The following is an 18,244-nucleotide window of genomic DNA, read 5'->3' as shown; positions in this document are numbered from 1 at the left end:
GGGAACACGGAGCCAATGAGCGATTCCGAGATTCCGCATGGCGACGGCCGGCCCGTGGACGCGTACCTGGACCTCCTGCGCATCCGGATGGAGACGGAGGACTACCGCCTCCTGCTGCGCATGGTGGAACCGGTCCTCCAGGCGATCGAAGAGGAGCGCCTCTCCAGCCTCGACCTCGCGCTCGACACCGGGACCGAAGACGAGCTGCCCCAGGAGGTCCGTGACGAGGCCGCCCTCGTCATCGCCACCGCTGTCACCGGCCGCCTCGACAACGAAGTGATCGAGATCGACGTCGACGACACCGGTCCGGTCAGGATCGTCACGGACGCGAGTACCGCTTCCGACCCTGACCGCCTTGCCGAGATCGCCGACTACATCAGGGAACGACACCGGCAGACGGAAGAGCTACGGGGCATCGCCGAAGTGAGCGGACTGCCCACCGACTTCTGAGCCACAGCACGCGTGGGCGTCGAGTGAGATCTGAGTCACTCGACGCTCGGGACGGGCCCCGCCCGCAGCCTCCTTCAGGGACTGCGGGCGGGGCCCGTCCGCGTGTGCGGACGACGACCGCCGCTGTCCCGCTCCGGCTTCGTCGAACCGGTGTGGCCGCCCGCGGAGCGGACCCGCGCCTGCGGGGCACAACCCGGGGGGCGCAACCCGGGGCCGAAAACGAACTCACCACTTTCGAGCCATATCCCACCCCAGGCACATCGGCCACGCCTTCCCCGAAGAACGAAATGCAAGGCCGCTCACCTCCTCAGTAGCGAGCCCGTATCGACCGATCAGGCCACTGATTGAACGAGCAATATGGTCCGAATTGCAGCACCGGGAAACATTCGAACCCTTCCTTCCTGAGACGCCGGCGACGACGCGGGTACTGCGTGGCGTTGAAGCACCACAAACAGAAAGGAGACACACCATGCGTCCAATGACACGCTGGGCAATGACAGGAGCTCTGCTCACCACGGCTGTCGCGGGCCCTCTGAGCGTGCCCGCCCACAGCGCCCCGGCTTCGCTGTACGCGCCTTCCGCTCTGGTCATGACCGTCGGCCAGGGAGAGCAGGCCGCCACCGCGACACCGGAGCGCGCGGTGACCGTGAACTGCGCGTACACCACGTCCGGGACTCACCCCGCCCCCCGAAAGGCCTGTGCGGACCTGGACCGCGTGAACGGGGACTTCGACCGCCTGGCCACGCTCCGCGGAAATGAGCAGCCCTGCACACGCGAATACCGCCCCATTGTCGTCACCGTTCAGGGTGTCTGGCGTGGTACGCGCGTGAACTACGAGCACACCTTCGCCAATTCATGCATCAAGGAAACCCAGGGGGCTTCGGCATTCGCCTTCTGAGTCACGCGACTCAGTAAAGCCTCATCGACGGAGCGGGTCGCCCGGTGACGGGCGGCCCGCTCGTTCGATTGTCAACTCCCACAGTTGATGCCACATTCAATGACACGTTCAATGTCACGTTCAATTTTGTGTTCAATTTCGTTTTAAATTCGTGTTCATTCAATTCCGCACCGACAGCGGTCACGGCAGCAGACGCCGCTCCTTGGCGACCGCCACCGCACCCGCGCGCGTGTCGACGCCGAGCTTGTCGTAGATGCGCCGGAGGTGGGTCTTGACCGTGGCCTCGCTGATGTACAGGGCGCGGGCGATGTCGCGGTTGCCGATGCCTCGGGCGAGCTGAGCGAGGATGTCCCGTTCGCGGTCGGTGAGCGTGGGGCGGGGCCGGCGCAGGTGGGCCATGACGCGGCCGGCGACCGGCGCCGACAGGGCGGTGCGTCCCGCGGCGGCGGCGTGGATCGCGGCGAAGAGTTCGTCGGGGCGCTCGGCCTTGAGCAGATACCCGGTGGCGCCCGCCTCGATGGCGCGGGTGATGTCGGCGTCGGTGTCGTAGGTGGTCAGGACCAGGACATGGGTCGAGGAGCCAGGGGCGGAGGTGAGCCGACGGGTGGTTTCCACGCCGTCGATGCCCGCACCGAGCTGCAGGTCCATCAGCACCACGTCCGGGACCAGTTTCGCGGCCAGCGCGAGGGCCTCCTCGCCGGTGCCGGCCTCGCCGACGACCTCGATGTCCGGGGCGCTGTCGAGCAGCGCGAGCAGCCCGGCCCGTACGACGGCGTGGTCGTCGCAGACCAGGATCCGCACGGGAGCGCGGTCGGGGATCATCGGGGCGCCTCCAGGGGGACTGCGGCGGACAGCACGGTGCCCTGGCCGGGAGCGGACTCGACGGTCAGGGTGCCGCCGAGGGAACGGAGCCGGGCCCGCATCGCGGGCAGTCCGTGGCCGCGCTCCCCTTCGGAAGCGACCGGCGGTGCGGCGGGGTCGAAGCCGTGACCGTCGTCGGTGACGTCGAGTACGACCGTGTCGTCCAGCAGGGTGAGGGTGAGGGCCGCCGTGGTGGCTTCTGCGTGTTCGCGGACGTTGGCCAGCGCGCCCTGGGCGATGCGCAGCAGGGCGGACTGCACCCGGTCCGGCAGGTCGGGCAGGCGGCCGTCGTCGTCCACGTGGACGCGTACGGTCAGGTGCGCCACGGACTCGCGCGCCGCCAGGGTGCGCAGCGCCTGTTCCAGTCCGCCGCCCCGGGCGAGGTCGGCGGGGGCCAGGTCGTGCACGAAGCGCCGGGCCTCGGCGAGGTTGTGCTCGGCGACGGAAGCGGCGGTGCGGACATGGGCGCGGGCCTTGGCCGGTTCGGTGTCCCACACCCGGTCCGCCGCCTGGAGCAGCATCCGCTGGCTGGACAGGCCCTGGGCGAGGGTGTCGTGGATCTCCATGGAGAGCCGCTGGCGTTCGGCGAGGGTGCCCTCGCGGCGTTCGGAGGCGGCGAGTTCGTGCCGGGTGCGGATCAGGTCGTCGATCAGGACGCGCTGGCGGGCGGTGTGCCGTTCCATCTGCAGGAAGACGGCGGTGGCGAGGGCCGCGACGGCGGGCGGCGCGAGGACCAGGTTGGGATCGAAGCGGCCCGCGAGCTCGACCTGGGCGGCGACGACGAACACGGTCAGGAGTGCCACGAGGGCGAGGGCGGCGCGGGGCGGCAGTGTGCGCAGGCCGACGTAGAACAAGGGCACCGCGCACCAGGCGAAGCTGGGCGCGAGGACGACGAGGACCATCCACACGATGACGACGAGCGTCAGCCAGGCGGTGTGCCGCCTGGTGCGCCGCACGGTCGAGTCTGCGGGCCTGGGGCCCAGCAGGTGAAGCGCTGCGAGTACGACGCACAGCGCGATGATCCACGGCGTGCGCGGCTCGCCGGGGTGACGCAGCAGGAAGCGGGCCAGCGCTCCGCCGAGCAGCAGGAAGAACGCCGCGTGCATCACGACGCCGAGCCATCGCGTGTCCACGGTGTCCGGTGCGCGCGACCGGTCCCCCATGCGGGTCGCCTCCCTTCCACACGTCAGCGCTGAACTGGGCAAACACCTTCATTGTGGCCCGGTGCGCAGTCTCGGCATGTCAACCGATCGGATGACCCCGGTGTCATCCGTCGCGTGCGAGCGGTGCAGCCGGAACGCCGACCGCGGGGGCCCCGTCGCGGGCCGAGGGTGGAGAGCGGACCAAGCGGGGCGGCAATCGGGCCGCCCCGCCCACCGAAGGAGTCGACCGACCATGAACCGCGTACGCAAGAACCTCTCCCGTCGTGCCCGCGTCGCCACCGGCGGGGCGGTGCTCGCCGTCGTCGCCCTGGCGGGCTTCGGCGCGGTGTCCGCGAACGCCTCGGCGCCGGCCACGACGTCCACCGCCGCCGCTTCGGCCGGTGCCCCCGCCCGGGCCACCACCACCTCCACCCACCTGACGATCGACGCCGCCACCAGGGCCGCGCAGGCCGCGCTCGACGCCGCCGAGCAGGAGAACCAGCGCGTCACGGTCGCCGTCGTCGACCGCAACGGCAACACCGTCGTCACCCTGCGCGGCGACGGCGCCGGCCCGCAGTCCTACGAGTCCGCCGAGCGCAAGGCGTTCACCGCGGTCGCCTGGAACGCCCCCACCTCCCAGCTGACCGAGCGCCTGGAGCAGGCGCCCAACCTGAAGGACATCCCCGGCACCCTGTTCCTGGCGGGCGGTGTGCCCGTCACCGCCGACAAGGCGCCGATCGCCGGCATCGGCGTCGCGGGCGCCCCGTCCGGAGCGCTGGACGAGAAGTTCGCGCAGGCCGGCGTACACGCGATCGCCCGCTAGGAGGTGTGGCCGGGTCCGGCGCATCCGCCTGTCGGCTAGGCGAACGGCCCTGTGCGGTGACGGCGTACCCGGGTCATTCGGTGCCGAGCGCCGCGAGGAGGCGGGCGCACCGGGCCGTCATCTCGGACGTGCTCTGGTCCGGATGCTCGAACCACCAGCGCATGACGGCGGTGACGGCGTGCTGCCACACATGGTTGAGCAGGTCGTGGTCGAGCGGGTCGTCGTGCCCGGCGTGGGCGAGGAGTTGCGCGGCACCGGCGGCACCCATGGCGGCCAGTCGGCCCCGGTAGTGGTTCACGGCGTCGCGCAGCTCACCGGCCGGCGGGAGTGCCGGGTCGTAGAGCACGGACCATGCGTACCGGCGGTGTTCCACGGCGGTGAAGATCGCCGCCAGGGTGTCGGCGGCGTGACCGGTCGAACCGCTGCGGGACCGTGCGGCGGCCACCGCGTCCACCAGGAGGGCGCCGACCTGGTGGACGCAGGCGAGGTACAAACCGTCCTTGGAGTCGAAGTAGCTGTACACCAGCGGCTTGGAGATGCCGGCGCGCCGGGCGACGGCGGCGACGGAGACGCCCGCGTATCCGTGTCTGCCGAACTCCTCCACGGCCACGTCGATGATCTGCCGCTCCCGGTCGAGTCGGGAGACGCCCTTGGTCCCGGCCTTGCCCATGCCCCCATCCTAGCCAACGATATGACCCCGGAGTAATTTACCCAGTGGTCAATTCCATGGTTCGTGGTCCGCCCACGGGCCGGAGAGCGGGGCGGCATGACGCGGTCGTGGTGGGGTTGGGGCAACGTGGAGGACGCGGTGCGCGGCGCTGAGCTTGACGCGCTGCTGGGGCGGGTGCGAGCACTGCTGCCGGGCGGGCTGACCGACCACGAGCCGCCGAGCGTCGCCGCACTCGGCCTGCCCGAGCCCCGGGTGAGCCCACCGGCCTCGCTCGCGGGCCTGTGCTCGGCCGATCCCACCGACCGGGCCGGGCACGCGCACGGCAAGGCGTTCCGGGACGTGGTGCGCAATCTGCAGGGCGATCTGCGCCATGTACCGGACCTCGTCGCCCGGCCCCGCCACGAGCAGGACGTGACCGACCTGCTCGACTGGTGCACGCGCGAGGGCATCGCGGTGGTGCCCTATGGCGGCGGCAGCTCGGTGGTCGGCGGCGTGGAGCCGCGTGGTGACGGCCATCCCGCCGTCGTCACCCTCGACCTCGGGCGGCTGAGCAGGGTCCTGGAGGTCGACGCCACGAGCCGGGCCGCACGGGTCCAGGCGGGGGTGCTCGGACCGCGGCTGGAGGACCAGCTGCGGCCGCACGGCCTGACGCTGCGCCACTTCCCGCAGTCCTTCGAGTTCTCCACACTGGGCGGCTGGCTCGCCACTCGTGCGGGCGGTCACTACGCGACCCGGTACACGCACATCGACGACCTGCTGGAATCGATGCGTGTGGTGACGCCCGTCGGGATCAGCGAGTCGCGGCGACTGCCGGGATCGGGCGCGGGACCGTCACCGGACCGGCTCTTCCTGGGCAGTGAGGGGACACTGGGGATCATCACCGAGGCGTGGATGCGCCTGCAGGAGCGCCCGCGCCTGCGCGCCGGCACCACCGTGCGGTTCGGCGACTACGCATCGGCCGTGGCGGCCACCCGGGCCGTCGCGCAGAGCGGACTGAACCCGGCGAACTGCCGTCTCCTCGACGCCACCGAGGCACTGATCAACGCGGGGGTGAGCGTGGGCGGCGGCCTCCTCGTCCTCGGCTTCGAGTCGGCGGACCACCCGGTGGGCGGCAGCCTGGAGCGAGCGGTGGAACTGTGCCGGGACCACGGCGGCGAGCCGTCCGTCGACTCTGCGGGAGAGGCCGGCGACGGGCGGGCGCGAGGCGGGTCGGACGGTCGCGGGAGGGACGGGTCCGCCGCCGAGACATGGCGTTCGTCGTTCCTGCGGATGCCCTATCAGCGGGACGCGTTGGCCCGCCACTCGGTGATCGCGGAGACCTTCGAGACGGCGTGCACCTGGGACAGGTTCGGCGCCCTGCACCAAGCGGTCACCGAGGCGGCACGGCGCGCCGTCGACGAGGTCGCCGGAACGGGAGTGATCGCCTGCCGGTTCACCCATGTCTACCCGGACGGCCCGGCGCCCTACTTCAGCGTGTACGCGCCCGGCCGCTGGGGCAGCATGGTCCGCCAGTGGGACGACATCAAGACCGCGGTGTCCGAGGCGATCGCGGAATCCGGTGGCACGATCACGCATCACCATGCGGTCGGCCGCGATCACCGGCCCTGGTACGACCGCCAGCGCCCCGGTCCCTTCGCCGCCGCGCTCACCGCCGCGAAGTCGGCTCTCGACCCGGGCGGCGTCCTCAATCCCGGAGTCCTGCTTCCTGAGCCCGTACGTCCCCAGGGGACTGGCTGAGCCGGAGGCAGGACGCCGACGGGTCGCCGTCCGCCCTGAGGGCGTCGCGGTCCGCGGTGGCGGTCCCAGGTCCAGGGGCCACGCGAGGCTGGAACGCCGCATATGTGCCGCGACAGGGGAAACTCGGGCGGAATACCCCGAAGACACGCGGAGGGAGTTCGAAATGAGCCAGGCCAGGACGAGTTCGTCGGATCTTCCTCAGCCGTTCCGGACCCTCGGCTCGGGGATCCGCCGCCTGCCCGGAGCAGAGCAGGTGAGCAAGGTCGCCGACGGTGCGCTGGACCGGATCGGGGCGGTCTCGCCACGTGGCCGCCGGATGGCGGTCTACACCGGGGCCGGTGTGCTCGGCGTGGCGGGCGTGGTGGAGTGGCCGCTTGCTCTCACCGGCGCGGCCGTCGCATGGCTGACCCAGCCGCGCCCCCACCGCGACGCTCCGCAGGAGCCGGTCGACGGCGACGGGCGCACTGCCGCTGCGCCCTCGGAGGGCCCGGGCGGCCGGTCGGAGTCCCAGGGCCCCGGCGACCGGCTGTCCCCTTCCCATTTCCATCCCGAGCACGCGGAGAACGGCAGGCACGACCAGCCCGCCAAGGTCGGTGACCCCGAGACGACGTCGGCGCTCAAGAAGGTCGCGGAAGCGTCGGCCCACCACGAGGGCCCGTAGGAATCCGCGCTCCCGGGCCCGGCGCTGCGCCGTGCCGTGCGCTGAGCAGGTGTCGAGCGTCGGTAGCCCTCGGTGGTCGTCAGTAGTCGTTGCGCCGCCTCAGCAGGAAGGGGCGGCCGTCCGGATCGACGAGGAGGCGGTGCAGGGGCGCGTAGAGCGTCCTGGCCGGACGCGAGAGGTTCGGTCGGCGGTACGTGCGCAAGCGCCCGGGCGGCCTCGGGCCGCGGCGGCCGTTGTCGTACCAGGCGTCCAGGGCGGCAGCGGTCGCCGCGAAGGTCTCGAACGCCTTGCGGGGGTCGCAGAGGGGGTCGGGTGCCTGCGCGTCCCCGGGTGCCTCCTGGTCCAGGTGCTCGCGCGCGAGTTCCAGGCGCAGCTCCCTGGCGAAGCGGCGCGCCCCGTCTCCGAGACCACCGGGGTCGCGCGGCTCGCGCGGGTCGTGGCTCTCGTCCAGGACGGCACAGGTGAGTTCGGAGTCGTGCGTCCAGGAGCGGAGGTTGATGTTGTCCGAGCCGACCGAGGCCCACACGTCGTCGATCACGCACACCTTGGCATGGACGTAGACCGGTGTGCCGGCGTGGTTCTCCAGCCCGTACACCGCCACGCGCCCACCACCGGCGTGGCGCAGTCTGTCCAGGGCCGTGACCCGCCCGATGAGGTTCATCGGCAGGGTGATCCTGCCGTCCTGCTCGGGCACGGAGGGGATGACCGCGATCAGGTGCAGATCGGGGTTGGCGGTGAGGGCTTCCGCGAAGCACTCGACCACGTGGGGGGACCACAGGTACTGGTCCTCCAGGTAGATCAGCGCTCGGGCCCGTCTCAGCGCCTTGCGGTAGCCGCGGGCGATGCTGCGTTCCCCGTCGGGGGCGAAGGCGTAGCCGCGCAGCAAGCGGTTCGGGTAGGTGCGCAGGACCTGGACGACATGGGTGCCGCACGGCTCGGGGTCGGGCGCCTGCGGAGGCAGCGAGTCGGCGTACGTGTCCTCACGATGGGCGAGTTCCCGCAGGCGGACCAGCGGGCTGCGGGTGAGCGGGGCGGGGTCCTCCCAGCGTTCCCGGAACCCTGCCTCGATGTCGCCGACGGCCGGCCCGCGTATCGCGAGCTGCACGTCGTGCCACGGCGGATGCGGTCCGTACGCGGTGGCGATGGGCAGTGCCTGCGGGTCGCCTGCGTGGCTCGCGTCGTCGTGGCGGTTGTGGCACAGGTCGATACCGCCGACGAAGGCGATGTCGCGTTCGGGGCGGCCGGGGTGCCGCAGCACGACGAGCTTCTGGTGGTGCGAGCCACCGGGCCGCACCCGCATGTCGAGAAGGCACTCGCCGCCCGCCGCCTCGATCTCCTCGCCCAGGTGGCGGTTCTCCGCCTCGCTGAACTGGAAGCGGTCCAGGTGGGAGCGCCACAGCAGCCCCTTGACGATGACCCCGCGTTCGGCCGCCTCCGCCAGCACCTTGCCGATCTCGCTGCCGGGGCCGTCGAGGCGCTCGTCGGGGTCGCCACGCCAGTCGGTGAACAGCAGCAGGTCCCCGGCGCGCTGCTCACGGATCGCGCTGTGGAGTGCCGCGAAGTAGGTCCCGCCGTGGACGAGGGGCCGCACCAGGTTTCCGTGCGACCAGGCCGCCCGGTCCGGTCGGCGCCTGTCCAGACGTGTGGCACTGTTGCCGCGTTCGCCCGAGGTCAGCAGCCAGTCGGTCAGTTCCACAGCACAGGTCCTCCAGACAGTGCGGACGGGTACCCCGTTCGCGCTGTCTCATCGCGGCGTCGGACGCCGGCCCCTGGCGTCGACCGGATCGGTCGAAGAAGTCACCCTGACCTGATCCGCGGCTCTGCCCCCTCCCCCGCGCGTCGGGTCACGGCAGGATCGAGTCGACGTATCCGCCGTCCACCCGCAGGGCACCGCCGGTGGTGGCCGACGCCTGGTCGGAGCTGAGGTAGACCACCATGTGGGCGATCTCCTCGGGCTCGATCAGCCGTTGCAGCAGACTCTGCGGGCGGTGCTCGCGCATGAAGACGCGCTGGGCCTCGTCCCAGGGCAGGTCGCGGTCGACCAGTTCGTAGACGAAGTCCTCCACGCCGCCCGTGTGGGTGGGCCCGGCGATGACGGAGTTCACCGTCACCCCGGTGCCGGCGGCCTGCTTGGCGAATCCCCGGCTCACCGCGAGCAACGCCGTCTTGGACATGCCGTAGTGGATCATCTCGGCCGGGGTGACGAGCGCCGAGTCGCTGGCGATGTACTGCACGCGGCCCCAGCCGCGTTCGGTCATGCCCGGCAGGTACTGCCGGGTGAGCCGTACGGCGGAGAGCACGTTCACCTCGAAGTAGCGCCGCCACTCGGCGTCGCTGATCTCCAGGGGGTCGGCGGCGGCGAAGACGCCGAGGTTGTTGACGAGGACGTCCACCTCCGGCAGCCTCTCGGCGACCTGGTCGGCGCCTGCCTGCGTGCTCACATCCGCCGGGACGGGCACCCATTCCGCTGCGGGCACCTCCTGCGCCAGTTCGGCGACACTGCGCTCCACACGCTCCGGGTCACGGCCGTTGACCCCGACGCGAGCCCCGGCGCGGGCCAGGCCGGCGGCGATCGCCGCGCCGATCCCCTGGGTGGAACCGGTGACCAGGGCGGTACGGCCCTTCAGATCGATGCGCATGCGGCAGCTCCTTTCATGTGCGGACGCGAACCGACCGGGTACCCCCTGATCACTTGCACACGACTCCTATACGCAAACGCCGGAAGTGACGGGTCGCAACAGAATCGACCGGGGAATGTACGTTCGTACACTCACGGAGGTACGCTCGCCCGTATGCCGACGGACTACTTCGCGCAGGATCCGCGCACGAACCTGGAGCGCATGCTGGCCGGTGACCTCTACATCGCCGACGACCCCGAGATCGCCCGCAGGCAGCAGCAGGCCGTGCGCCTGGCCGCGCGATACCAGGCCACCTACGCCGAGGATGTCGAGGCCGCACAGCTGATCCTCGCCGAACTCCTCGGCTCCCTGGGCGAGGAGGCGCACGTGCGGCCGCCGCTGTACGTCGACTACGGCAGCAACATCAGCATCGGGGCGCGGACCTTCGTCAACTACAACCTGACCGCACTCGACGTCGCGGCCATCACCATCGGCGAGGACTGCCAGATCGGCCCCGGCGTGCAGCTGCTGACCCCCACCCATCCGCTGGAGCCGCAGCCGCGTCGCGACAAGTTGGAAGCCGCCAGACCCATCACCATCGGCGACAACGTCTGGCTTGGAGGCGGCGCCATCGTCCTGCCCGGGGTCACCGTCGGGGACAACTCCGTCATCGGTGCCGGTGCCGTCGTCACCAAGGACGTCCCCGCGAACACCGTGGCCGTCGGCAACCCCGCGCGCCCCGTCCGCACCCTGTGAACCACGCGCCATGGCCACCGGACACACCGACCCCCAGCGCCGCGAACGCATCCTCACCGCCGCCCTCGACCTGATCGCGGAGGAAGGCATCCAGCACGTCTCCCACCGCAGGATCGCCGCACGTGCAGGCGTCCCGCTGGGGTCGACCACGTACTACTTCAGCGGTATGGACGCGCTTCTGCGGGAAGCCTTCCAGCACTTCACGGACCACATCGTCGCCGTCTTCGACACCCATCTCTCCGCACCGTCCGACCCCGACCAGGCACGACAGGCGGTGGCCGACCTCGTCCACGCCCTGTCCGAAGGCGGCGGCCGCGACCTGGTGCTCACCCAGGAGCTGTACACGCTCGCCGCCCGCCGGCCCGCGTACCGTGAACTCACCCATGAATGGATGCGACGCAGCCGCATCCACCTGGAGAAGCACTTCGACCCCGACACCGCCCGCCAACTCGACGCTCTCATCGAGGGGTTGACCCTGCACCGCGCGCTGTCCCGCGAGCCTCATGACCGCGCTCTCACCCTGGAGGCCATCGCCCGCATCACCACAACCGGCAAGCGACACCCCTGACCGCCCGTGCGGCGCGGGTACGACGAGAGCACGGTCCTCGTCACCACGGTCGACGCGGATCACCGACGACCGGTCCGCTCACCGGCCCGGGGCACGCACACAGCCGAAAGGAACCGCACCGTGACCGAATGGCACCTGCCCGAGACCTTCCACAGCACCTCGGGCGACGTCCGCTGGGGCAGCCTCGGCACACCCGGCCGAGATCCGGTCGTGCTCCTGCACGGCACCCCGTTCTCCTCGTACGTCTGGCGCGGCATCGCCCGCGCACTCGCCCGCAGCCACCATGTCTTCGTCTGGGACATGCCCGGTTACGGGGCTTCCGAGAAGTCCGCCGACCAGGACGTCTCCCTCGCCGCCCAGAGCCGGATCTTCACCGAGCTGCTGGCCCACTGGGGCCTTGAAGAACCGTCGGTGGTCGCCCACGACTTCGGCGGTGCCCTCTCCTTGCGCGCGCATCTGCTGCACGGGGCCCGCTACCGTGTGCTCGCCCTGGTCGATCCGGTGGCGCTCGCCCCGTGGGGTTCCCCGTTCTTCCGGCTCGTCGGCGCGCACTCCGAGGTCTTCGAACAGCTGCCGCCCCCGCTGCACCGCGCACTCGTGCGTGAGTACGTCGGCTCCGCCAGCAGCCCCGGCTTGCGTCCGGACGTGCTCGACCGGCTCGTCCGGCCCTGGCTCGACGACCTCGGCCAGGCGGCCTTCTACCGGCAGATCGCTCAGGCCGACCAGCGGTACACCGACGAGGTGCAGGACCGGTACGGCGAGATCGGCATCCCCACTCTGGTGTGCTGGGGCGAGGACGACAGCTGGATCCCCCTGGCGAAAGGCAGGGAACTCGCCGCCCGCATCCCTGGAGCGCACTTCGAGCCGATCGCCGGTGCGGGCCACCTCGTGCAGGAAGACGCGCCTGCCGAACTCACCGCCGCGCTCATGGCCTTCCTCCAGCGGTCACCCTGACTCGCGGCCGTCCGTACGGCGGCGGACTCCCTCGCCCACCGCCCGGTCCCGTACTCCTCACGGCGTGCGCGGGTGGCGGATCTCGCCCGTGCCCAGCTCGATCACGGCCCGGGGCGTCATGGGGTCCTCGTCCCGCCGGGAGAGCACGACCACCTCACCGACCACCGCCGACAGCGTGCCGAGCCGGGCGGCACACTCGGTTGCCAGGCGCTTCGGGTCATGGGTGCGGCCGAGGGACAGATGCGGGGTGAAACGGCCACCGCGTGCGAGGCAGCGCGGGAACCGCAGCTGCAGTTCCCGCTGGAGCCGGGTCCAGGGTGCGAGGCCGGCCGCCGCCGGATCGAGCCAGACCGTCGCGCAGCGCCTGTGCCGGAAGTACCGCACACCGGCCAGCCGCGCCGGGAACGCCCTGCTCGCCGCCGCCCCGGCCGAGAGCAGCGGGAGGGCCCGGCCGAACTCCTCCTCGGGCACGAAGCCGAACAGCAGGTTCACATGCGGCGGCCAGCGCCGTACCTGTGGGTCGTGCTCCCAGCGGATGTCCTGGATCACCGGCCAGACCTCACGCGGCGGCAGCCACGCCACGGCCGTCCGGGCCGTGGGCGCCACGTCGAGCGCGCCCCGGGGATCGCCGGTGCCGAAGGCCGCATCACCGTCCACACGGTCATGGTCGCAAAAGAAGACCGCGAGTGCGCCGCAGGTACCCAGCCTGTTCGGCCCGGAACCGGCACCCGGAGCAAGATCATCCCATCGACGTACAGGACGAACGATTCACCAGGTGAACGGCCCGATATCCGATCAATGGCGCCGAGGGACGCCGCCATCCTTGTGCCGTATCCAACTCATCGGCGAGCGAGGGCTCTCACGGCCTGTTGCCGCCACTGGCCAAGGAGTTCCCTTGAGTCTTCGTCGTATGGTGACCGGCGCTCTCGGAGCCGCCGCTCTCGTGCTCACGTCCCTCGGCGCGGTGACCGCCCAGTCGAGCCCAGCGGCGGCCGATCCGTGCGGCTTCTACGAGACCAGTTCCGACGCCTGGTACAACCACTGCACCTCCGACGGCTCGCGGGTGATCATCCAGGTCCGGGTCGCCCTCGCGCCCGACTACGAGCGGTGCGTCGCGCCCGGAAAGACCTGGCTGGGCTCCGCCGACAAGATCCAGGGCGCTCACTACGTCGGCCGCACGTGCTGACGGCAGGCCGCCCCGCGTAGGGCACGGCCCTGCGGGCCGGGGCCCGGGTACGCACTCGGGCCCCGGGCGCTCTGCCTGCCGACCCCCGGGCGGCGGCGCGGGACCTCCCGTCAGGATGCGTCGAGGTAGTCGGCCACGAGGATCGCGAACTCATCGGGTGCGGTGAGGCGAACGCCGAGATCCTCCGCCTTGGCGCGCTTGGATCCGGCGCCTTCTCCGGCGACCACGAGGCTGGTCCTCTTGGACACGCTGGAGGAGGAGCGGCCGCCTGCCCGTTCGATGAGTTCGTTCATCTGGTTGCGGGTGAGGTTCTCCAGCGGTCCGGTCATGGCGCCGGTGACCACGACGGTCATCCCCGCCAGCGGGCCCGCGGCGGCCGGGGGGGAGGTCACGGCGGGCCCGGCGCCGGTGTCGGCGGTGGTGTCGTCGGCGGTGGTGGCGTCCGCCGGCGGGAAGGTGACGCCGGGCTCGGTCATGTTCACCCCGGCCGCGGCGAGTCTGTCGATCAGTTCGGCGAGTTCCGCGAGTTCGGCGGCGATGGCGGGTGCCTTCTCGACCCCGATGCCCTCGACCTGCTGCAGTTGGTCGGCGTCGGCGGCGCGGATGTTGTCCATGGTGGCGAAGTGCCGGGCGATACGGCGGGACATGGAGCGGCCGGTGCCACGGACACCGAGGGCGCACAGCACCCGCGACAGTGGCCGCGTCTTCGCCGTGGCCAGAGCGGCCAGCAGGTTGTCCGTGCTGGTCTCACCCATCCGCTCCAGCCCGAGAAGCTGGTCGCGGGTCAGGGTGAACAGGTCGGCGAGGTCGGTGACCAGGCCGGCCTCGACGAGTTGGACGACACGGGTGGCACCCAGGCCCTCTATGTCGAGCTGGTCGCGGCCCGCGGCGTAGGAGAGGGAGGCGACGAGGTGGCAGTTGCGGCCTTGCTCGCACCGCCAGCGCTCCTGGCTGGTGTCGATGGCCGACCCGCAGCGCGGGCACACCTCGGGGAAGGCGATCGGTACTTCGGCACCGGTGCGCAGGTGGGCGACCGGGGCCTCGATGCGCGGGATGACGTCACCGGCGCGGTGCACCATCACCTGGTCGCCCAGACGCAGGTCGCGGCGGGTGATGTCGGCGGGGTTGTGGAGAGTTTTGTAGGGGGTGATGTTCTGTGGTGTGACGTGGCATGACAGTCTCTCAAGATTCGGTGCGCAACACACCTGTCGGGGTGTAGCTCACGTTGCATGGCGTACATCAGTTGAGAGAGAGCACCAGGTTGAGAGCGTTTCCTGTGACCTTGCCTTCAGGGCAGAGGTACTGGACGGTGTTGGACCAGCTGTTCGTTCCAGTGGCGGCTGCGGATCGGTTCTTGCAGCATGTGCGGTTCGGCAAGGGAAAGGCTGAGTCGACTACGGAGACCTACGCGTACGCGCTCGCGTTGTTCCTGCGCTGGTGTCTGCGCACGGACAGGGACTGGCGCACTGCGGCACCGGACTTGGGCCTGTTCATGACGTGGCTGCGGCACGCGCCGAAGGGCATGTCGGGCATCGAGCCGTCGCCGGGGGCGGCGCTGATGGTCGGGCCGGGGCGCAAGCCAGCGCGCGGTGAGAAACGGGTCAACGGGGTACTGACAGCGGTGCGTGGGATGGTCGCGCACGCGGTGACACACGGTGACGCGCCGCAGTGGGTACTGCCGGTCCTGTTCGACTTGGCTTCAACGGCGGATCTGCCGGCCGCGGCAAGGGGCGAGGGCTCGACGGCGGGGGTCCGTCTCGGAGTACGGCACCGGATGAAGGAGCCGAAGCGACCGGTGGACCGGGCCAGCGATGAGGAGATCCTCGCGCTGCTGCGGGCCTGCCGGACGGCGCGGGACCGGATGATGCTCCTCTTCATGGGCAGGGGCGGCCTGCGCCGGGGGGAACTGGTCGGGCTGCGGCGAGAAGACATCCATTTCCTGCTCAGTTCTGTGTCTCTGGGCTGCGCGGTGGCCGGACCGCACTTGCACGTGGTGCGGCGCGAGCTGAACCCGAACGGAGCGTGGGCCAAGTCCCGCCGCGAGCGGGTGGTCCCGGTCGATCGGCTGCTGGTGCAGGCGCACGACCGTTATGTGATGGAGCGGATCGCCTGCCGCGCGGCCGATGCGTGCGACTTCGTGCTGGTGAACCTGCAGCGGGAGCCGCTGGGGGCACCGATGCCGCCGCGAGCGGTCAATGAGTTGATGACCGCGCTCAGCGAGCGGGCTGGCCTGGCACGCAGGGTCCGGCCGCATCAGCTCCGTCACGCCTTTGCCAGTAACGCGCGGGCGGCGGGAGCTGACTGGGATGAGCTGTCCGAGCTGATGGGGCACGACTCGCCCGAGTCGCTTGTCCCCTATCTGCACCCCGATCCGCAGGCCTTGAGGAATGTTGTCGAGCGGGTTCCCTCACCGCGGCTGCTGACCACGGACAGGGCGGGCCAGTGATGACAACACTCGCCGAAGTACGTGAGAGCAAGCGTTCCGGCGGAGCCGATCCGGAGGTGGAGCGGTTCAGAGCTCTCCTGGATCCCCAGTTCCTGGTGGAGGCGGCAGGCTGGGACGAGGACGGCCTGACGCTGACGATTCCGCCGGGGCACCCGCTGCTGGCGTGGACACCGTGCGTCAATACCGTCTGCTCTGCCGAGGCAATCTTGACGTCGGGGTTGTGCAATCTCTGCCACGACAGGTGGAACCGTTCCAAACTGTCCCTGGACGAGTTCCTGGGCAGTGCGGAGGCGGAGAAAAAGATGCCTCGGGACCGCTGTTCGGTTCTGAACTGCGCCCGGATGTGGAGCAGTTCGGTGTCCAAACTGTGTGGGCCGCACCGCTCGCGGTTTCGCAAACTGGGTCTGTCGATGGAGGAATTCTTCGCGCACCCGCAGGTCAAACCGATGCCCCCGTTGGGGATTTGCGGCGTGGTGGCGTGCTCGCGCGAGCGGGAGCTGACCACGAGCCCGTACTGCCAGGCGCACAAAACGAAGTGGAAGCGCCTGGTGCGGGACGGTGAGCCGGAGGCCTCGGACGAGGCACGCTGGGCCCGGACGGAGGCGCCGACGCTGACGAGTCCGGGGGTGGTGCCGCTGCTGGGGCTGTCACCGCTGCTGGTCGTCGAGGTGCTGTTCGCGTTGCAGGAGCGGATTGGACAGGAGGTGAAGGTGTCGCCGCAGAAGTTGCGGTCGACGGTCAACTGGCTTCGCCGGCAGGAGTTTTGGTCCTTGATGGACGTGCCCGATAGCGAGCGGACGGGCAAGAAGAACACGGCGGCCATTCATGCCCGGCTGCTGCGGGATCATGTGGTTCACGCGCTCCTGGACCCGGAGGTGGAACGGCGTAAGCCGGACCGCTGGGACGCTCGGGCGTGGGGTCACCGCGGAGTGCTGGACTTCACCGGTATCACCCAGAAGTGGCTGCGTGAGGCGGTGATGATGTGGATTGTCGAGGAGTTGCCGCGTCACTATGGCAAGAACGCGACCCGGTTCCTGCAGGCCCATATCGGCGCGGTCGGCCGGTTGTCGAAGAGTTTGCGGGCCTTCCGCGACGACCGTGGTGAAATCCCGACCGCCGTTGACCGGGCGGACATCGAGAACTTCCTTGGCCGGTTGAGCTTCCAGGTTAGCCAGCACGACGCCGACATGACCGAGAACCTGCGGTGGAACACCCTGCGGATGCTGCGGAAGCTCCTCAACCGCACCCGCGCGCTCGGTGCGTCACGCCCGGGCGGCCCGATGGAGGGCGTCTCGGAGGACTTCGCGCTGCGGGAGTCGGACATCCCGAAGGAAGACAAGCGCAAGAAGCCCCGAGACCTGCCGGCGGTGGTGATGCGGCAGGTCTGCGGGCAGCTGGACGGGCTGGAGAAGATGGCCTCGCGTGAGGTCCGGGTGGCCATCGACCTGATGATCGACACTGGGCGTCGGCCCGATGAGATCTGCAAGCTGGAGTGGGACTGCCTGGCCACGGACTCCAAAGGCAAGCACGAGCTGATCTGGACAAACATCAAGTGCAACCGCCTGGGCATTCGTCTGCCAATAGCCCAGGCCACCGTCGACGTGATCCGGGATCAGCAACGTCGAGTTCGTACGCGGTTCCCGGACACTCCGCTGTCGGAGCTGGTGCTGTTGCCGGCCCCGATTCGCAACCCGCGTGGGACCCGGTCGGTCGCGATGGGCACGGTTGGGGACCGCCACTCGGAGTGGGTCGCCGAGATGCCTCCGCTGCTGATGGAGGACGGCAAGACGGAGTTCGACCGGTCCAAGGTCGTCATGTATGCGTACCGGCATAGTTATGCCCAGCGCCATGCTGACGCGGGCGTGCCGATCGACCAGCTCCGCAAGCTGATGGATCATGATCTTCTGGAGTCGACACGCCGGTATTACAGGGTGACGGAGGAGCGAACCCGCAAGGCGGTTGACACGGTCGCGCGGTTCCATTTCGACCGGCACGGGAACCGTATCTGGCGCGAGGCCCGCCAGTTGATGGAATCCGAGCATTTGCGACGGGGCCTGGAGTCAGTCCCGGTGCCGTTCGGCGCCTGCGAGGAGCCATTCAACGTCCAGGCCGGTGGGGGCGAGTGCCCGATCCGGTTCCGGTGCGTGGGCTGCGACCACTTCAACACCGACGTGTCCTACCTTCCGGACCTGGAGCGCTACCTGTCCGATCTGCTTCAGACGCGCGAGCGGATCGCGGCGCTGACCACCGCGGACGAGTGGGCCAAGGCCGAGGCGATGCCGTCAGAGCACGAGATCCGTAGAGTGCGCCGTCTGATCGCCAACGTGAAGGAATCACTCGCTGAGCTTGAGATGGACGAGCAGGACCGAGTACAGGAGGCGATGGTGACCATCCGCAAAAGTCGGGCTGTCATGCTCGGCATGCCCCGCGTCGGCCAACCGGTGCCAGACGTTCGACCGGAGAGGCCCTGACCG

17 protein-coding genes and 1 pseudogene are annotated in these 18,244 nt (G+C 70.3%); 11 read left to right on the top strand and 7 right to left on the bottom strand.

Annotated features, from left to right (window positions below):
* Positions 1-15 precede the first annotated feature (15 nt).
* The gene (locus ACFYNL_RS35290; RefSeq protein WP_388811072.1) at positions 16-450 is read left to right on the top strand and encodes a hypothetical protein; all 435 of its coding nucleotides are present in this window, start codon (positions 16-18) and stop codon (positions 448-450) included.
* Positions 451-919: 469 nt separating this feature from the next.
* The gene (locus ACFYNL_RS35285; RefSeq protein WP_388811069.1) at positions 920-1,348 is read left to right on the top strand and encodes a subtilase-type protease inhibitor; all 429 of its coding nucleotides are present in this window, start codon (positions 920-922) and stop codon (positions 1,346-1,348) included.
* 180 nt (positions 1,349-1,528) lie between these two features.
* Here ACFYNL_RS35285 and ACFYNL_RS35280 read toward each other — a convergent pair whose 3' ends face one another.
* Together ACFYNL_RS35280 and ACFYNL_RS35275 are read right to left on the bottom strand one after the other, a co-directional pair.
* Positions 1,529-2,170 (bottom strand): response regulator, encoded by a 642-nt coding sequence (locus ACFYNL_RS35280; protein ID WP_388811066.1) that lies wholly within the window; start codon positions 2,168-2,170, stop codon positions 1,529-1,531.
* Positions 2,167-3,372 (bottom strand): sensor histidine kinase, encoded by a 1,206-nt coding sequence (locus ACFYNL_RS35275; protein WP_388811064.1) that lies wholly within the window; start codon positions 3,370-3,372, stop codon positions 2,167-2,169. Before ACFYNL_RS35275 ends, ACFYNL_RS35280 begins: the two co-directional genes overlap by 4 nt.
* A 232-nt stretch (positions 3,373-3,604) precedes the next feature.
* Between ACFYNL_RS35275 and ACFYNL_RS35270 the strand changes: the two genes are divergently transcribed.
* Positions 3,605-4,174 (top strand): heme-binding protein, encoded by a 570-nt coding sequence (locus tag ACFYNL_RS35270; RefSeq protein WP_388811062.1) that lies wholly within the window; start codon positions 3,605-3,607, stop codon positions 4,172-4,174.
* 73 nt (positions 4,175-4,247) lie between these two features.
* Here ACFYNL_RS35270 and ACFYNL_RS35265 read toward each other — a convergent pair whose 3' ends face one another.
* On the bottom strand, positions 4,248-4,844 hold the full coding sequence (locus tag ACFYNL_RS35265; protein WP_388811059.1) for a TetR/AcrR family transcriptional regulator: 597 nt from the start codon (positions 4,842-4,844) through the stop codon (positions 4,248-4,250).
* Between the two features lie 96 nt (positions 4,845-4,940).
* Between ACFYNL_RS35265 and ACFYNL_RS35260 the strand changes: the two genes are divergently transcribed.
* Positions 4,941-6,581, top strand: a complete 1,641-nt coding sequence (locus ACFYNL_RS35260) for an FAD-binding oxidoreductase (RefSeq protein ID WP_388811056.1) — start codon at positions 4,941-4,943, stop codon at positions 6,579-6,581.
* A gap of 163 nt (positions 6,582-6,744) precedes the next feature.
* A complete protein-coding gene (locus tag ACFYNL_RS35255; protein ID WP_388811054.1) occupies positions 6,745-7,242 on the top strand; it encodes a hypothetical protein in 498 nt (165 codons plus the stop codon).
* 79 nt (positions 7,243-7,321) lie between these two features.
* Here ACFYNL_RS35255 and ACFYNL_RS35250 read toward each other — a convergent pair whose 3' ends face one another.
* Together ACFYNL_RS35250 and ACFYNL_RS35245 are read right to left on the bottom strand one after the other, a co-directional pair.
* Positions 7,322-8,938 (bottom strand): phospholipase D family protein, encoded by a 1,617-nt coding sequence (locus ACFYNL_RS35250; RefSeq protein WP_388811052.1) that lies wholly within the window; start codon positions 8,936-8,938, stop codon positions 7,322-7,324.
* 148 nt (positions 8,939-9,086) lie between these two features.
* Complete coding sequence (locus ACFYNL_RS35245) at positions 9,087-9,881, bottom strand: SDR family NAD(P)-dependent oxidoreductase (protein WP_388811049.1); 795 nt, start codon at positions 9,879-9,881, stop codon at positions 9,087-9,089.
* Between the two features lie 153 nt (positions 9,882-10,034).
* Between ACFYNL_RS35245 and ACFYNL_RS35240 the strand changes: the two genes are divergently transcribed.
* The 3 genes from ACFYNL_RS35240 (at position 10,035) to ACFYNL_RS35230 (ending at position 12,138) form a co-directional block, all read left to right on the top strand.
* On the top strand, positions 10,035-10,616 hold the full coding sequence (locus ACFYNL_RS35240; protein ID WP_388811046.1) for a sugar O-acetyltransferase: 582 nt from the start codon (positions 10,035-10,037) through the stop codon (positions 10,614-10,616).
* Positions 10,617-10,626: 10 nt separating this feature from the next.
* Entirely contained in the window at positions 10,627-11,184 is a 558-nt protein-coding gene (locus tag ACFYNL_RS35235; protein WP_388811043.1) for a TetR/AcrR family transcriptional regulator, read from the top strand.
* A gap of 120 nt (positions 11,185-11,304) precedes the next feature.
* On the top strand, positions 11,305-12,138 hold the full coding sequence (locus ACFYNL_RS35230; RefSeq protein WP_388811041.1) for an alpha/beta fold hydrolase: 834 nt from the start codon (positions 11,305-11,307) through the stop codon (positions 12,136-12,138).
* Between the two features lie 57 nt (positions 12,139-12,195).
* On the opposite strand, the gene ACFYNL_RS35225 is transcribed toward ACFYNL_RS35230, so the two are convergent.
* A complete protein-coding gene (locus tag ACFYNL_RS35225) occupies positions 12,196-12,795 on the bottom strand; it encodes a 2'-5' RNA ligase family protein (RefSeq protein WP_388811038.1) in 600 nt (199 codons plus the stop codon).
* A 253-nt stretch (positions 12,796-13,048) separates the two neighbouring features.
* Between ACFYNL_RS35225 and ACFYNL_RS35220 the strand changes: the two genes are divergently transcribed.
* Positions 13,049-13,324 (top strand): DUF6355 family natural product biosynthesis protein, encoded by a 276-nt coding sequence (locus ACFYNL_RS35220; protein WP_388811681.1) that lies wholly within the window; start codon positions 13,049-13,051, stop codon positions 13,322-13,324.
* A 110-nt stretch (positions 13,325-13,434) separates the two neighbouring features.
* On the opposite strand, the pseudogene ACFYNL_RS35215 reads toward ACFYNL_RS35220, so the two are convergent.
* Positions 13,435-14,466, bottom strand: a pseudogene (locus tag ACFYNL_RS35215) (helix-hairpin-helix domain-containing protein); the annotation flags it as partial.
* Positions 14,467-14,633: 167 nt separating this feature from the next.
* Between ACFYNL_RS35215 and ACFYNL_RS35210 the strand changes: the two are divergent.
* Complete coding sequence (locus ACFYNL_RS35210) at positions 14,634-15,770, top strand: tyrosine-type recombinase/integrase (protein WP_388811036.1); 1,137 nt, start codon at positions 14,634-14,636, stop codon at positions 15,768-15,770.
* A complete protein-coding gene (locus tag ACFYNL_RS35205) occupies positions 15,770-18,241 on the top strand; it encodes a tyrosine-type recombinase/integrase (protein WP_388811033.1) in 2,472 nt (823 codons plus the stop codon). The genes ACFYNL_RS35210 and ACFYNL_RS35205 overlap by 1 nt, the downstream gene beginning before the upstream one ends.
* Positions 18,242-18,244 lie beyond the last annotated feature (3 nt).

It is taken from the genome of Streptomyces sp. NPDC007808 (assembly GCF_042868655.1).
GTDB lineage: Bacteria > Actinomycetota > Actinomycetes > Streptomycetales > Streptomycetaceae > Streptomyces.
Note: the sequence above shows the minus strand (reverse complement) of the source record. Positions and strands in the feature narration are given on the sequence as shown.

Bases quoted from the DNA above. Each gene is read 5' to 3' on its own strand.
- ACFYNL_RS35290 (WP_388811072.1), top strand. From the start codon at position 16: ATGAGCGATTCCGAGATTCCGCATGGCGACGGCCGGCCCGTGGACGCG.
- ACFYNL_RS35285 (WP_388811069.1), top strand. From the start codon at position 920: ATGCGTCCAATGACACGCTGGGCAATGACAGGAGCTCTGCTCACCACG.
- ACFYNL_RS35280 (WP_388811066.1), bottom strand. From the start codon at position 2,170: ATGATCCCCGACCGCGCTCCCGTGCGGATCCTGGTCTGCGACGACCAC.
- ACFYNL_RS35275 (WP_388811064.1), bottom strand. From the start codon at position 3,372: ATGGGGGACCGGTCGCGCGCACCGGACACCGTGGACACGCGATGGCTC.
- ACFYNL_RS35270 (WP_388811062.1), top strand. From the start codon at position 3,605: ATGAACCGCGTACGCAAGAACCTCTCCCGTCGTGCCCGCGTCGCCACC.
- ACFYNL_RS35265 (WP_388811059.1), bottom strand. From the start codon at position 4,844: ATGGGCAAGGCCGGGACCAAGGGCGTCTCCCGACTCGACCGGGAGCGG.
- ACFYNL_RS35260 (WP_388811056.1), top strand. From the start codon at position 4,941: ATGACGCGGTCGTGGTGGGGTTGGGGCAACGTGGAGGACGCGGTGCGC.
- ACFYNL_RS35255 (WP_388811054.1), top strand. From the start codon at position 6,745: ATGAGCCAGGCCAGGACGAGTTCGTCGGATCTTCCTCAGCCGTTCCGG.
- ACFYNL_RS35245 (WP_388811049.1), bottom strand. From the start codon at position 9,881: ATGCGCATCGATCTGAAGGGCCGTACCGCCCTGGTCACCGGTTCCACC.
- ACFYNL_RS35240 (WP_388811046.1), top strand. From the start codon at position 10,035: ATGCCGACGGACTACTTCGCGCAGGATCCGCGCACGAACCTGGAGCGC.
- ACFYNL_RS35235 (WP_388811043.1), top strand. From the start codon at position 10,627: ATGGCCACCGGACACACCGACCCCCAGCGCCGCGAACGCATCCTCACC.
- ACFYNL_RS35220 (WP_388811681.1), top strand. From the start codon at position 13,049: ATGGTGACCGGCGCTCTCGGAGCCGCCGCTCTCGTGCTCACGTCCCTC.
- ACFYNL_RS35205 (WP_388811033.1), top strand. From the start codon at position 15,770: ATGACAACACTCGCCGAAGTACGTGAGAGCAAGCGTTCCGGCGGAGCC.